The following is a 13,436-nucleotide window of genomic DNA, read 5'->3' on the forward strand; positions in this document are numbered from 1 at the left end:
AGAGGATCTTTTGGGAGATGGATGGGTTGCCTCGTGTAATCCTGTCAATTATATTGTTGTTCAATGTAATTTGCAGCGAGCAATTTCCGAGCAAGAGGCCCCTGACGGTTGAAGTCCCGTAAATCGTCGGAAGGGGCTGATTATCCCTTTGATGAACGGGGCCTGTTCCGGGAGGAGGCAATGTCCATCATGAGTCGACGTCCGCTGCGCATCGGGCTTTCCGCGCGCATCTATCATCCGCAGGCCGGGGCGACCGGTTTGCAGTCGAAATCCTTGCAGTATCTCGAACAATCCGTGGCGCACTGGGCAATGTCGCGCGATGTGATGGTGTTCATGATCCCCGCCGTCAGCGGCGATGCCATCGTGCATCGCAGCTGCATCCGCCTGTCCGATTATCCGCAATATCTCGACGGGCTGATTTTGCAGGGCGGCGCCGATGTGGCGCCGCAGAGCTATGGCGAGGAGCCGTTGCAGCCGGAATGGAGCGGCGACCGCGTGCGCGATGCCTACGAGATGGAGTTGCTGCACGAATTCATGGAGTCGGGCAAGGCCGTGCTCGGCATCTGCCGTGGCGCGCAACTGATCAACGTGGCGTTGGGCGGCACGCTCTATCAGGACATCGCCACCCAGGTCGACAAGCCGCTCGTGCATGTCCATGACGATTACGACCGCCACCACCATCCCATTTCCTGGGCGCCCGATTCCGGCCTGGCGCGTCTTTATCCCGATCAGGCGGGCGGGCGTGTGGTGTCGATCCACCACCAGTCGATCAAGGCGCTCGGGCGTGGCTTGAAGGTCGAGGCGACGAGCGACGAGGACGGGGTGATCGAAGCCGTCCGGCTCGAAGGCCGGCCGTATGTGCTCGGCTTGCAATGGCACCCGGAGTTCCATCCACCCGGCGCGCCCGATCTGCTCGATTGCACGCCGATTCTCGATGAGTTTCTCGGTGCGGCGCGCGGGAGGCGTTGGTGAACGGCTGGCTGGCGCCCTTGCGCGCCGCTTGGGAGGGCTTGCAGGAGCGGCTGATTTTCCTGCCGCCGTTTCCCGATCAGCTCGATACGCTGGCCTTGTTCAGCCTGTTGCTGGTTGTCGGTCTGCTGGTCGGCGAATGGCTGCGGACGCGTTGGGGCTGGCCGCGCGTACTCGGCTACGTGCTGGCGGGGACATTTTTCGGTCCGGCGATGCTCGGCTGGATCGATTTTGCGGCGCTGGCCCAGATGCGGCCGCTGGCCGATGCGGCGCACGGTCTATTGCTGATGGAGATCGGTCGCCGTCTCGACATCCGCTGGCTGTTCCGCAACTGGGTGTTGATGCGCGGCACGCTGAGTGACATCGTTTTCTCGTTCCTCGCCATCTTCGTTTTTTCCTATGCGGTGGCCGGTCTGACGCCGGCCTGGGCGGCGGCGACGGCGGCGGTGACGATGGCCTCGGCGCCGGCGGTCGTGCTGCTGGTGATCGAGGAGGCGAACGGACAGGGGCAGGTGTCCGAGCGGATCATTCTGCATACGGCGTTGGGCTCGGCGGCGGCTTTTATCGTCTTCGCCGTCGTGCTCGGCGTCGTCCACGCCCAGTACAGCGCCGACTGGCTCAATGCGCTGGTTCATCCGCTGTGGGTCGCGCTCGGTGCGGCGCTGATTGCCTGGCTGATGTCCTGGCTGGCGCTCGTCCTGGCGCGGCGCTTGCCCAAGGGGTCGCTGGCGCAGGTTTTCGTGCTGGTCGCGGCGGCCCTGCTGGCGGTGGGCGTCGCCCGCATGCTGTCGGTGCCGATCTTCCTGACGCTGTTTTTGACCGGTGCGGTGTTGGCTTATCGGGATGCGGACAAGACGCTCAGTTACACCAATCTGCCGGAGGGGCATTGGCTGCTGGCGATCATTCTGTTCGTCGTTGTCGGCGCGTCACTGCCCTGGCAGGACTTTACTTGGCTGACCGGGTTACAGGCGCTCGGCCTCCTCGTCGTCCGCGCCGGAGCGAAGCTGCTGGCGCCCGCGCTGGCCGGCGGCAGCCTGCCGATGGAAAAGCGCTTGCTGGTCGGCGTCGGTATCCAGCCGTTGTCGGCGACGGCGATTTTCATGGCGTTCGAGCTGGCAAGCCTCTATCCCGAGATCGGGCGCTCGGCGCTGACGCTCGCCTTTTTTGCGGCGGCGCTGATGGAAATTGTCGGTCCGCTGCTTTGCCGGTTCGCGATCACGCGGGCGGGCGAGGCGGCGGGCGAGGGTAACGAAGGAAGGAATGTCCTGTGAGTGAAGTGAAGACAACGGAAGGGGCGGGGAAAGAGCTGCTGGTGTTCACGGAAAGCGCCGCCTTGACGCTGGGCGTGGAACTGGAAATGCAGCTCCTGTCGCCGCGCGACTTCGATCTGACGCGCGGCGCGACCGATTTGCTCAGCATCCTCGATTACGACAACCGCTTCGGCGATATCAAGCTTGAAATCACCGAGAGCATGATCGAGGTCGGCACGCTGCCGCGCCATAGCGTGGATGAGATCGGGGCCGATCTGGATGGTCTGCGCCAGGTACTCGTCAAGGAATGTGCGCGCAACAACATCGTGATCTGCGGCGGGGGAACCCACCCTTTCCACCGTTGGCCGGAGCGGCGCATCTCGCCCGGCGAGCGCTACGCGCAGACATTCAACCGCTATGGCTACCTCGCCAAGCAATTCACTGTCTTCGGGCAACACATCCATGTCGGCTGCGCTTCGGCCGATGACGCGATCTGGCTGACTCAGGCGCTGTGTCCGTTCGTGCCGTTCTTCATCGCGCTGTCGGCTTCGTCGCCGTTCGTCGATGGCGTCGATACCTTCTTCCAGTCGGCGCGCCTGAATGCCGTCTCCGCCTTTCCTTTGAGCGGCCAGTGCCCCGAGCTGCGCGACTGGGCGCATTTCAACGAGTATTACGCGCTGCTCAAGGACTGCGGCATCATCCGCAGCATCAAGGATCTGTATTGGGACGTGCGGCCGAAGCCGGAATACGGCACGGTCGAAATCCGCGTCTGCGATACGCCGCTCGGCGTCACCCAGGCGGCGGCGCTGGCGGCGTTTGCCCAATGCCTGGCACGCCATTTGTTGCGCACGCGGCCGCCGTACAATGCCCACCTGCATCTGCACGTGGCGCGCTACAACAAGTTCCAGGCGTGCCGCTACGGGCTCGACGCCCTGCTGTCCAGTCCCGTCAAGCGCGGCCAGGAACCGTTGCGCGAAGTGCTGTCCGACTTGCTCGATTCGCTGGTCGAGGATGCCGTTGCGCTGGGCTGCTCGCACTGGCTGGAGTCGTTGCGGGCACCGCTCGACGGCACGCCTTCCGACGCCGACTGGTTGCGGGAACGCTATGCGAGGCAGCGCAATCTCAATGACGTGGTCCGCGAGTCTTCGATCCGCTTCGCGCAGGAAGCGCTCATGCCGATAAAGGAGGCAAAACAATGAACGGCCGGCGATTGGCTTCTCTTCCGTTTTTTTCGGGACTGCTCCTGCTGGCCCCGCTGGTCTTGGCGAGCGCGGAGTCGCTCGCGGCCCCGCAGTGTCGGATCGAACGGTTCGACCGGAATCCGCCGGTGAGCGGCAGCCGCCTCGATCATGCAAACTGGCTGGCGCCGGAGTTCTTGCGCTTCAGCCTGCAAACGCCGGAAACCTTCATGCCCCGGGTGGAAATCAGATCGGCGACTGCGCCGTCGAAGCTGCCTGTCGCTCCGCGCCGGCTCGACCTTGCCCGGGTGCAGGCCACCGATCCGCTCGACATGAAGGCGCGCAGTCTGGTCTTCCTCCTCGAATCGCGCCTTTACGCCGATGGCCTGCTCGTGCTGCACAACGGTCGCGTGCTGGCCGAGCGCTATTGGCACGGCCTGCCGGCGAAGCAGCCGCGCCTGTTGCTCGAAGGGACGCGGCCGGTGTTGTCGCTGCTCGGTGCCATTGGTGCGGCGCAGGGCAAGCTGATGCCGGAGAAGTCGCTGGCTGCGCATGTGCAGGCGCTGGGCGAGCCGCCCGGATTGCGCAAGATGTCGGTGCAGCGGTTGATTGAAGCCAATGGCCGCTTCGAGTGGTCGGCGCAGGAGCTGGCTGCCTGGCGCGCCGAAAGCGGCTGGGGGCCGGGCGGTTCGGGCAAGGGCGTGCGTGCCTGGCTGGCACGTCCCGAGCTGTGGGAAAAAAGCCATGTCCGTGATGCGTTCTCGCCGGCGGCGGGCCCGGAGGGCGATTTGCTGGCCTGGGCGCTGGCCGAGAAATACAACAAGCCGCTGGCGCAGGTGTTCTGCGACAACCTGTATTCCCGTCTCGGAGCCGAGTATCCCGCGCTCTGGCTGACTGATGGCGCGGGCACCGAGCTGTCGGCCGGTCTGGCGCTTTCGCTGCGCGACTGGGCGCGGCTCGGGCAAGTGCTGGTCGAGCCGCGCCTGCGCGGCAGCCGTAGCGTGGTGCCCAACTGGTTCGTCGAAACGCTGACGGCGTCAGCCGGCGCACGCAAGCCGAATCCGCCGGCCCTGGCCGGTCTGCGCAACGGCAGCGAGTACCGTTACGGCTTCGTGCATCTTGGCGGTCGCGCCGGGCGTGTTGCGTTGATCGGCCCGCACGGCAACAGCCTTTATGTCGACGTGGATCGGCGTCTGGTCGTCGCCCTGTTCGCGGCTCATCCGGGGGCGGAAGCGTCGAATCCCGCCTTGTTGGCGACGCTCGAACAGGTGTGGGATGCGCTCGCGGCGGCCAGCCAGCCGGTGCCGGCCGCAAAAGCCAAGGGGGCTTAGCGGGAGGAGGGGGGCTTGGCGCTTTTTTTGCCGCCGTTTCTGCCTTAAGCAAGAAGCAGGGCGCTTTCGGGCGGGTGCTATAATCCGTCGGTTTTTGTGTTCCCCGGCCCTTTTCCCGATTCCTCGCATGGCGCTTTTTTCCCTCGGTATCAATCACCGCACAGCGCCGCTTTCGGTCCGGGAGCAAGTCGCCTTCCATCCGGAAGAAGTGAACCGTGCGCTGTCCGATCTGGCTGATAGTGCCCGGGTTTTCGAGGCGGCGATCCTGTCGACATGCAACCGCACGGAGATCTACTGTCAGGCCGATTCGCCGCATCAGGTGCTTGAATGGCTGGCCGCTTACCGTCGCTTGCCGCTTGCCGAGGCGCAGCCGTATTTCTATACGCATCGGGGAAAGGACGCGGTGCGTCATGCCTTTCGCGTCGCCAGCGGGCTCGATTCGATGGTGCTTGGCGAGCCGCAGATTCTCGGCCAGATGAAGGAAGCGATGCGTTTTGCGCGCGAAGCCGGGGCGCTCGGGACGACGCTGCACAAGCTTTTCCAGAATTCGTTCGCGGTGGCCAAGGATGTGCGTTCGACGACGGCGATCGGTACCAACATCGTGTCGATGGCGGCCGCCGCCGTTCGGCTCGCAGAGCGGATTTTCGAGCGGATTTCCGAGCAACGCGTGCTGTTCATCGGTGCCGGCGAGATGATCGACCTGTGCGCGACGCACTTTGCAGCGCAGAAGCCGAAGCAGATCGTCGTCGCCAACCGCACGATCGACCGGGGGCGGGCGCTGGCCGACCGCTTCGAGGCGACGGCCATCCGCCTGGAGGACCTCGGCGAGCGGCTGGCCGAATTCGACATCGTGGTTTCCTGCACGGCCAGCCAGTTGCCGATCATCGGCCTCGGGCTCGTCGAGCGCGCGATTCGTGCGCGGCGGCACCGGCCGATGTTCATGGTCGATCTCGCAGTGCCGCGCGACATCGAAGTCGAAGTCGGCGAGCTCGACGACGTTTTCCTGTATACCGTCGATGATTTGGCGCAGGTCGTCGAGTCCGGACTCGAATCACGGCAGTCGGCCGTGGTCGACGCCGAGGCGATCATCGAGGCGCAAGTCGAAAATTTCCTCGGCTGGCTGCAGACGCGCGAGACGGTGCCGGTGATCCGTTCGCTGCGCGATGCGGCCGAGCGCATGCGTCGGCATGAGCTCGATCACGCGCTTAAATTGCTGGCGCGGGGCGAGAATGCCGAAAATGTGCTTGAGCAGCTCTCGCACCGGCTGACCAACAAGTTCCTGCATGCCCCGACGCAGGCTCTGAGTCAGTCTGACGGCGACCGCAGCGAGTTGCAGGCGATGGTGACGCGCCTGTTTCATCTGCATCCCGATGGCCGGAGTGCCGATTAGCGTGTTGTCCGGCGGCGTCGTCTTTTCGGCGCGGCCTTCTTTTACGGATTCGATTCCATGAAACAAAGTATTCGCGACAAACTTGAGAACCTCGGCGACCGGCTCGAAGAGCTCGACCGCATTCTGGCCAGCAGCGAGGCGACGCGGGACATGGACCAGTACCGCAAGATGACGCGCGAACACGCCGAGCTCGGCCCCGTCGTCGCGCTTTACAAGACCTGGCTGCAGACCGAGGCCGATCTCGCTTCGGCGCAGGAAATGATGGCTGATCCGGAAATGAAGGAGCTGGCCGAGGAGGAGATGAAAGCCGCGCGCGAACGGCTGCCTGAGCTCGAACTCGAATTGCAGAAGTTGCTGCTGCCGAAGGACGCCAACGACGAGCGCAACGTCTTCCTCGAAATCCGCGCCGGCACCGGCGGCGACGAGTCGGCCCTGTTCGCCGGCAACCTGTTCCGCATGTACACCCGCTACGCCGAGCGCAAGCGCTGGCAGGTCGAGGTGGTTTCGGCCAACGAGTCGGAGCTGGGCGGCTACAAGGAAGTCATCGCCCGCATCGCCGGCAGTGGCGTCTATTCGAAGCTCAAGTTCGAGTCCGGCGGCCACCGCGTGCAGCGCGTGCCGGAAACCGAATCACAAGGGCGCATCCACACTTCGGCGTGCACCGTCGCGGTAATGCCGGAAGCCGATGCGCTCGAAGACGTGCAGATCAATCCTTCCGACCTGCGCATCGATACGTTCCGTGCCTCCGGCGCCGGCGGTCAGCACATCAACAAGACCGATTCGGCGGTGCGCATCACGCACTTGCCGACCGGCACCGTCGTCGAATGTCAGGACGGCCGTTCGCAGCACCAGAACAAGGCGCAGGCGATGGCCGTGCTCGTCTCGCGCATCCGCGACGCGCAGGAGCGCGAGCACAACGCCAAGATCGCCTCGACGCGCAAGAGTCTGGTCGGCAGCGGCGACCGTTCGGAGCGCATCCGCACCTACAACTTCCCGCAGGGGCGGGTGACCGATCACCGCATCAACCTTACGTTGTACAAGATCGACTCGATCATGGACGGCGATATCGACGAATTGGTCGAAGCGCTGTCGACCGAACATCAGGCCGAGCAGTTGGCGGCGCTGGCTGACGCGGAATGAGCGAAGCGGGAAACGGCGTTCGCCTCGGCGACGTCTGGCGCGAGGCTTGCCAGCGCATCGACCGGCTCGACGCGCGGTTGCTGATCGAACACGTCTGCGGCTGCACGCGCACCGACCTGATCGCGCATCCCGAGCGACTGCTGACGCCGGAACAGGCGCAGCGATTGGCCGAATTGCTGGCGCGCCGCGAGGCCGGCGAGCCGCTGGCCTATCTGACCGGCAGCGCCTGGTTCTACGACCGCGAATTCGCGGTGACGCCGGACGTGCTGATTCCGCGGCCGGATACCGAAGTGCTCGTCGATCAGGCGCTCGAACGCACACAAAAGTTGAGCGTGCCACGCATCGTCGATTTGGGCACCGGCTCGGGCATCGTGGCGATCATGCTGGCGAAGCTGTGTCCGCAGGCGAGCGTGACGGCGGTCGATATCTCGCCGGCGTCGCTCGCCGTCGCCCGCGCCAACGCGGCGCGTCATGGCGTCGATGTCCGCTTTCTTGAGGGCGACTGGTACGCGCCGCTCGGCGACGAGCGCTTCGATCTGATCGTTTCCAACCCGCCGTATGTCGTCGACGGCGATCCGCACCTGCAACTGAACGGACTGCCGTTCGAGCCGCAGCACGCGCTGACCGACGGCGTGGCGGGCGGCGACGGGCTGGCTTGCATCCGTATCCTGATCGATGGCGCGCCGGCGCATCTGCGTCCCGGCGGCTGGCTGTTGATTGAACACGGCTACGATCAGGCAGTCAAAGTGCGCGAACTGCTGCGCGCGCGCGGTTTCGCCGGGGTGGATTCCTGGCGGGACGGCGCGGACATCGAGCGGGTGAGCGGCGGCCATCTGTAATGGCTGGGCAAAGGTTGCGCCGCAGAGATCGCACCAGTACACTTTTTCGATTGTTTTACTCGACCCAATAGAGGATATCCATGGACGTGCAGGCGCTGATCAAAGAGCAAGTGACGAGCAACCCGGTGGTGCTTTATATGAAGGGATCACCGCGCGCGCCGATGTGCGGCTTCTCGCAAACCGCCGTGCAAATTCTGCAAGCCTGTAACCTTCCGCTTTTTTTCAGCGTGAACGTGCTCGAAGACCCGGCCATCCGCGACGGCATCAAGGTGTTCTCGAATTGGCCGACCATCCCGCAGCTTTACATCCGTGGCGAATTCGTCGGTGGCTGCGACATCATGCGCGAGATGTATCACAGCGGCGAGTTGCAGAAGCTGCTTGAAGGCATCGCGGCTCCGGACTGATGAAATCGATCGTCATTCTGATATCCGGCCGTGGCAGCAATATGGAGTCGCTGCTCGACGCTGTGGCGTCGGGCGCGGTGCCCGTGCGCGTGGCCGCTGTTCTCTCCAACCGGCCCGACGCCAAAGGGCTGGATATCGCCGCGGCGCGGGACGTGCCAACGCGTGTCATCGACCACAAACAGTACGCGAGCCGGGAAGCGTTCGATGCGGCGATGGTTGAGGCGATCGATGCCTTTGCGCCCGATCTCGTGGTGCTGGCGGGTTTCATGCGCATCCTGACCGACGGCTTTGTCTGCCATTACGAAGGACGGTTGATGAACATTCATCCGTCGTTGCTGCCATCGTTCCCGGGCTTGCATACGCACCAGCGGGCGCTGGAGGAGGGCGTGCGAATCCACGGCTGTACGGTGCATTTTGTCACCCCGGCGCTCGACCACGGGCCGATCATCGTCCAGGCGGCCGTGCCGGTGCTCGATGGCGATGATGAAGACGCCTTGGCCGCGCGCGTGCTGGCGCAGGAACACCGGGTCTACCCGCTCGCGGTTCGCTGGTTTGCCGAAGGGTGCTTGCGCCTCATCGGCGGGCGGGTGGCCGTCGACGCTGAACAGGGGGGCGAGTCCCTCCTGATTTCTCCGGCGGTGGGAGCCGCCCGGCCGGGCTAAGATGTCCGCCGCCCTTTTGCTGGCTCTGGCCGCGTCGTTCGGCATCCATCTGGCCGCGCTTTTCGGGCCGGACATCGACTTAACCGGAGAGCCCGAGCTTCCTCCGCTCGTGGCCGAACTGAGGCCGTTGCAACCGGCGCCGGAGGTGAGCGTTCGGCCGAAGCTGATCCCGGTCGCCGGCAAGGCGGCGGCTAAAAGCGCCCACAAGAAGGCGGCCCCGAGAGCCGTGCAAACGCCTCCGGCGCCCGGCGTCCTCGCTACCGGGGATGCGCTTCCCGATTTGGCGATGCCCGGCGCAGGGGGCGAGGCTCCTCTTGCGGAGGCGCGTTCGCCGCAAGAGGAGGCTGAAATCCCGGCGGCCGCATCCGACAGTCAACCGTCGCCGACGGCTTCCCGCCTGTCTGCGCATGGCGTGATCCGCTTCCGGATTGATCGCGGGGACAGCAATTTCGAGATCGGCTTTGCCCGGCATGAGTGGTGGGTCGAAGAGGGGCGCTATCGTTTGCACTCGCTCGCTCAGACGACCGGCCTTGCCTGGCTGCTCAAGTCGGTCAGCGTTGAAATGGAGAGTGTTGGTCAAGTGGTTGAAACCGGCCTGCGTCCGGACCGCTTCAGCGTGCGCCGTGATGGGCAGGAGACGCGTGAGCGGGCCGTTTTCGATTGGGAAAACAGGTTGCTTACGGTTGGCAAAAAAGCGCCGCAGCCGCTTGAGGCCGGCGCCCAGGATCTGCTCTCGTTCAACTACCAGTTGGGGCTTATGGCGCTGCCGGCGGCAGGCTCGACGCTGCCTGTTGCAACCGGGAAAAAATACGCGCTTTATCGTTTTGAAGTGGTGGGCGATGAAGACATTCAGGTTCCGGCAAGTGGCGAAATGGTGCTGCATACGCTGCATTTGCGGACGCCAGGCGAGGAGGGGCGGTCGGCGACCGAGCTTTGGCTGGCTTACGATTTCAGAATGCTGCCGGTTAAAATCCGCTACGTCGATAACAGGGGCGACAGTTACGTTCAAGTCGCCACCGAAATTCTATTGGAACAATAACAATGCGTTTTACATCCGCTCAACTCAAGCATGCCGAGTCGCTTCTTTCGGAATTGCTACGTACGTCCTTCGCGGCCGACTCCGTGGTTTCGCACTATTTTCGTCAGCACCGTGAGCTTGGGCATGCCGACCGCGGCTTTATCGCCGAAACCGTTTATTCCGTGCTCCGTCGCAAGCGCTCGCTCGCGGCGCGTTGTTTCGATGATGTGACGTCGCGCCGGTTGATTCTGGCCAACCTCGCATGCGTGCAGGGCATGAACCGGCGCGAGCTCGAGGGCGTGCTGAGTGAGTCGGAAGGCAAATGGCTGGCGCAGGCCAAGGCCGTCAGGCTCGATGAATTGCCGGCCGCTGTCCGGCTCGATTTGCCCGACTGGCTGTATGAGGCACTTGCCGCGCAGTTCGATGCCGGTGAATTGGAGGCATTGGCGGCCAGCATGAATCAACCGGCTCCGCTCGATCTGCGGGTCAATACGCTCAAGGCCGACCGCGATACGGTGCTGGCGCGGTTCAAGGCCGACGGTCTGGAGGCGGCTCCCGGCCGTTATTCGCCGATCGGCATTCGTTTGGGCGGCAAGCCGTCGCTTTCCAAGCACCCGTTGTTCATCGATGGCAGCATCGAGGTGCAGGACGAGGGCAGCCAGTTGCTCGGTTTTCTGTTGCAACCGAAGCGCGGTGAAATGGTGGCCGATTTCTGCGCCGGCGCAGGCGGCAAGACGCTGCTGCTCGGCGCCATGATGCGCTCGCAGGGGCGCCTTTATGCTTTTGATGTCGCCGAAAAGCGTCTGGCGAAGCTCAAGCCGCGTTTGGCCCGCTCAGGCCTGTCGAACGTGCATCCCGTCCGTATCGAGTCGGAACACGATATCAAGATCAAGCGCTTGGCCGGCAAGCTCGACCGGGTTCTCGTCGATGCCCCCTGTTCCGGCCTCGGCACGCTGCGCCGCAATCCCGACCTGAAGTGGAAGCAGAGGCCGGAGAGCGTCGCGGAATTGACCGCCAAGCAGGCGTCGATTCTTGCCGCCGCGTCGACTCTGGTGAAAAAAGGCGGTCGGCTGGTATACGCCACTTGCAGCCTGCTCGACGCCGAGAACGCCGCGGTGGTGGCGGCATTCCTGGCGGCGCATCCCGAATTTGTCAGCCTGTCGGCCGAGGACGTCCTGCGTAAGCAGGGGGTCGAGATCGATTGTGGCGAGTACTTGCGCCTGCTGCCTCACCGGCATGAAACGGACGGCTTCTTTGCCGCCGTGATGGAGCGTCAGTGAGTTTGCCAGTGCGTCGGCATGGTTGAGCGCATGGCGTGGCGTCAGTGATGGAGTTTTCATGAACGAGAAGAAGATCTTTGCGTTGTTGCACCAGTTGTGGGGTGATGTTTCGCATCCCGAGTTCTATTGGGAATTAGGCGCGCTGGTGTTGATTCTGGTCTTCTCGCGCTGGCTTTCATTGTGGCTGAATAAGGCCAAGGCGGCGGGTGCGGCCGGTGCGCCAGCGGACTCAACCGTGGCGGGTTTGCGCGCTTTTGGCGAGGGTGGTCTGAAACGGATCGGTTTCCCCCTGCTTGCGGTTGTGCTGGTCTTTTCCCTGCGCCAGACCTTGGTGGCGTTCGGCTGGGGGCATCTCAGCCTGCTTTATCTGGCTGCGCCGCTGCTGATGACGTGGGTGCTGGTCAGAATTCTCGTCTACGTGCTGCGCTGCGTTTTCTCGCACGGCGGTTTCCTGACGAGCTTCGAGCGGCTGATTACGGTGACGATCTGGAGTTGTCTGGTCATCGAACTTAGCGGGATGTCGCGCTTCGTGATCGATGCGCTGGAAGAAGTTACATTCAGCGTCGGCAAGCAGAAATTCGATCTGTGGATGCTGTTGAGCGGAACGGTCACTATTGGCGGCACGCTGCTCGTCGCGCTCTGGATTGCCAGCCTCGTTGAAAAACGCCTGATGGCGGCGCGTGACATGGACGGCAATCTGCGCGAAGTACTTGGGCGGGCGGCGAAGGCCGCGCTGTCGATCGTCGCCTTGTTGATCAGCCTGTCGCTCGTCGGCATCGACATGACCGCGCTTTCGGTGTTCAGCGGCGCCTTGGCGGTCGGTCTCGGCTTCGGCTTGCAGAAGATCGCCAGCAATTACGTGAGCGGCTTCATCATCCTGCTCGACCGTTCGATTCGCCTTGGCAATCTCGTTGCCGTGGATGATGCGACGAGCGGAACGATCACCCAGATCACGACGCGTTACACGGTATTGCGGACGCTGAACGGTGTCGAGGTCATCATTCCGAATGAGCATCTGGTCAGCAACATGGTGCGCAATTTGTCGTTTTCCGATACCCGGGTCAGGGTACCGGTGAAAGTTCAGGTGGCCTATAGCACCGATCTTGAGCAAGCCATGCAGCTGATGCAGGAAGCCGCGTGCCAGCATCCCCGCGTCCTGGTCGATCCCGAGCCCGGTGTCTTGCTGACCGAGTTTGCCGACAGCGGTATCAATCTTGAACTTGGCCTGTGGGTGGCCGATCCGGAAGTCGGGACCGGTGGAGTGCGCTCGGATGTCAGTCTGGCCATCTGGAAGTCCTTCAAGGAAAACGGCATCGAGATTCCCTTCCCTCAGCGCGAAGTTCGAATTCTCGACAAGCCAGTGGGGGACTGCCAGCCGTTGAACGCGTGAGTGCGTTGATCGGCGAACGTGTATCGCTTCTATGGTTGCGTCCCGCCGAAAACAGGCAAAAAAAATCCCGGACTGTTTTCGGTCCGGGATAAAGATCCTATCTTTGCGATAGGTCAGGGAGGGTCAAACATTGTCAGCGGGGACGCTGAAGCAATGGCTGAAGTATAAAAAACTGCCCGAATCCGGTCTGTTCCCCTTGTGCATTGTTTGCGTGACGGAATGTAACAGGCTTGCGGGGCGTTGCTGCGTGGGAGTTGTGTTGCGTATTGGGGAGCGCAGTTGTCGCTGGTTCAGATTGAGCGGACCCAGCGCAATGGTTACTGCAGGTGGCCTTTCTTGGGCTGGATCGAGCTTCCCGATTTTCCCGGTTTTGCCAGGCAGCGTTGTTTCCATAAACGCGCTGCATACCAGATGAGCGATGTCGGTACGGCGATCAGGGCCGCTTTCAGAAGTTCGATTGCGCCTTCGCTGAGCAAATCCCACGCGACGACCCCAATAAAGATGCCAACGCCCTCGGCAACCGGGAAATGCACTGGTTTGGCAGGCAACGGGTGGGTGTTTTTCATGGCATCTCAATGTCGAGAG

Annotated in this window: 13 protein-coding genes; 12 read left to right on the forward strand and 1 reads right to left on the reverse strand. The window is 63.2% G+C overall.

Annotation, left to right across the window (positions count from 1 at the left end):
- Positions 1-180 precede the first annotated feature (180 nt).
- From GH659_RS10380 to GH659_RS10435, 12 genes are all read left to right on the forward strand, one after another.
- The gene (locus tag GH659_RS10380; protein ID WP_246167804.1) at positions 181-972 is read left to right on the forward strand and encodes a gamma-glutamyl-gamma-aminobutyrate hydrolase family protein; all 792 of its coding nucleotides are present in this window, start codon (positions 181-183) and stop codon (positions 970-972) included.
- Positions 969-2,240 (forward strand): cation:proton antiporter domain-containing protein, encoded by a 1,272-nt coding sequence (locus GH659_RS10385; RefSeq protein ID WP_170285872.1) that lies wholly within the window; start codon positions 969-971, stop codon positions 2,238-2,240. Before GH659_RS10380 ends, GH659_RS10385 begins: the two co-directional genes overlap by 4 nt.
- Entirely contained in the window at positions 2,237-3,418 is a 1,182-nt protein-coding gene (locus GH659_RS10390; protein ID WP_211364195.1) for a YbdK family carboxylate-amine ligase, read from the forward strand. Before GH659_RS10385 ends, GH659_RS10390 begins: the two co-directional genes overlap by 4 nt.
- A complete protein-coding gene (locus GH659_RS10395) occupies positions 3,415-4,728 on the forward strand; it encodes a hypothetical protein (protein ID WP_153111339.1) in 1,314 nt (437 codons plus the stop codon). Before GH659_RS10390 ends, GH659_RS10395 begins: the two co-directional genes overlap by 4 nt.
- A gap of 127 nt (positions 4,729-4,855) precedes the next feature.
- Positions 4,856-6,118, forward strand: coding sequence for a glutamyl-tRNA reductase (gene hemA / locus GH659_RS10400; RefSeq protein ID WP_153111340.1), 1,263 nt, complete (start codon positions 4,856-4,858; stop codon positions 6,116-6,118).
- 57 nt (positions 6,119-6,175) lie between these two features.
- Positions 6,176-7,258, forward strand: coding sequence for a peptide chain release factor 1 (prfA, locus tag GH659_RS10405; protein ID WP_153111341.1), 1,083 nt, complete (start codon positions 6,176-6,178; stop codon positions 7,256-7,258).
- The gene (gene prmC / locus GH659_RS10410) at positions 7,255-8,097 is read left to right on the forward strand and encodes a peptide chain release factor N(5)-glutamine methyltransferase (protein ID WP_153111342.1); all 843 of its coding nucleotides are present in this window, start codon (positions 7,255-7,257) and stop codon (positions 8,095-8,097) included. Before prfA ends, prmC begins: the two co-directional genes overlap by 4 nt.
- 80 nt (positions 8,098-8,177) lie before the next feature.
- The gene (grxD, locus tag GH659_RS10415) at positions 8,178-8,501 is read left to right on the forward strand and encodes a Grx4 family monothiol glutaredoxin (RefSeq protein WP_153111343.1); all 324 of its coding nucleotides are present in this window, start codon (positions 8,178-8,180) and stop codon (positions 8,499-8,501) included.
- Positions 8,501-9,163: a phosphoribosylglycinamide formyltransferase gene (gene purN, locus GH659_RS10420; RefSeq protein WP_153111344.1), complete on the forward strand. Its 663-nt coding sequence runs from the start codon at positions 8,501-8,503 to the stop codon at positions 9,161-9,163. The genes grxD and purN overlap by 1 nt, the downstream gene beginning before the upstream one ends.
- A gap of 1 nt (position 9,164) precedes the next feature.
- The gene (locus GH659_RS10425) at positions 9,165-10,202 is read left to right on the forward strand and encodes a DUF3108 domain-containing protein (RefSeq protein WP_153111345.1); all 1,038 of its coding nucleotides are present in this window, start codon (positions 9,165-9,167) and stop codon (positions 10,200-10,202) included.
- Positions 10,203-10,204: 2 nt separating this feature from the next.
- Entirely contained in the window at positions 10,205-11,461 is a 1,257-nt protein-coding gene (locus tag GH659_RS10430; protein WP_153111346.1) for an RsmB/NOP family class I SAM-dependent RNA methyltransferase, read from the forward strand.
- Between the two features lie 58 nt (positions 11,462-11,519).
- Positions 11,520-12,851 (forward strand): mechanosensitive ion channel family protein, encoded by a 1,332-nt coding sequence (locus tag GH659_RS10435; RefSeq protein ID WP_153111347.1) that lies wholly within the window; start codon positions 11,520-11,522, stop codon positions 12,849-12,851.
- 317 nt (positions 12,852-13,168) lie between these two features.
- Here the strand turns inward: GH659_RS10435 and GH659_RS10440 are convergent, their stop codons facing one another.
- Positions 13,169-13,417, reverse strand: coding sequence for a hypothetical protein (locus GH659_RS10440; RefSeq protein WP_153111348.1), 249 nt, complete (start codon positions 13,415-13,417; stop codon positions 13,169-13,171).
- Positions 13,418-13,436 lie beyond the last annotated feature (19 nt).

The organism is Propionivibrio limicola, from assembly GCF_009469695.1.
In the GTDB taxonomy this organism is placed as follows: domain Bacteria; phylum Pseudomonadota; class Gammaproteobacteria; order Burkholderiales; family Rhodocyclaceae; genus Propionivibrio; species Propionivibrio limicola.

What these genes read in the sequence shown, in the direction of transcription:
- prfA (WP_153111341.1), top strand. Translation starts at nt 6,176, where the DNA reads ATGAAACAAAGTATTCGCGACAAACTTGAGAACCTCGGCGACCGGCTC.
- hemA (WP_153111340.1), top strand. Translation starts at nt 4,856, where the DNA reads ATGGCGCTTTTTTCCCTCGGTATCAATCACCGCACAGCGCCGCTTTCG.
- GH659_RS10425 (WP_153111345.1), top strand. Translation starts at nt 9,165, where the DNA reads ATGTCCGCCGCCCTTTTGCTGGCTCTGGCCGCGTCGTTCGGCATCCAT.
- GH659_RS10430 (WP_153111346.1), top strand. Translation starts at nt 10,205, where the DNA reads ATGCGTTTTACATCCGCTCAACTCAAGCATGCCGAGTCGCTTCTTTCG.
- GH659_RS10395 (WP_153111339.1), top strand. Translation starts at nt 3,415, where the DNA reads ATGAACGGCCGGCGATTGGCTTCTCTTCCGTTTTTTTCGGGACTGCTC.
- GH659_RS10380 (WP_246167804.1), top strand. Translation starts at nt 181, where the DNA reads ATGTCCATCATGAGTCGACGTCCGCTGCGCATCGGGCTTTCCGCGCGC.
- prmC (WP_153111342.1), top strand. Translation starts at nt 7,255, where the DNA reads ATGAGCGAAGCGGGAAACGGCGTTCGCCTCGGCGACGTCTGGCGCGAG.
- grxD (WP_153111343.1), top strand. Translation starts at nt 8,178, where the DNA reads ATGGACGTGCAGGCGCTGATCAAAGAGCAAGTGACGAGCAACCCGGTG.
- GH659_RS10435 (WP_153111347.1), top strand. Translation starts at nt 11,520, where the DNA reads ATGAACGAGAAGAAGATCTTTGCGTTGTTGCACCAGTTGTGGGGTGAT.
- purN (WP_153111344.1), top strand. Translation starts at nt 8,501, where the DNA reads ATGAAATCGATCGTCATTCTGATATCCGGCCGTGGCAGCAATATGGAG.
- GH659_RS10440 (WP_153111348.1), bottom strand. Translation starts at nt 13,417, where the DNA reads ATGAAAAACACCCACCCGTTGCCTGCCAAACCAGTGCATTTCCCGGTT.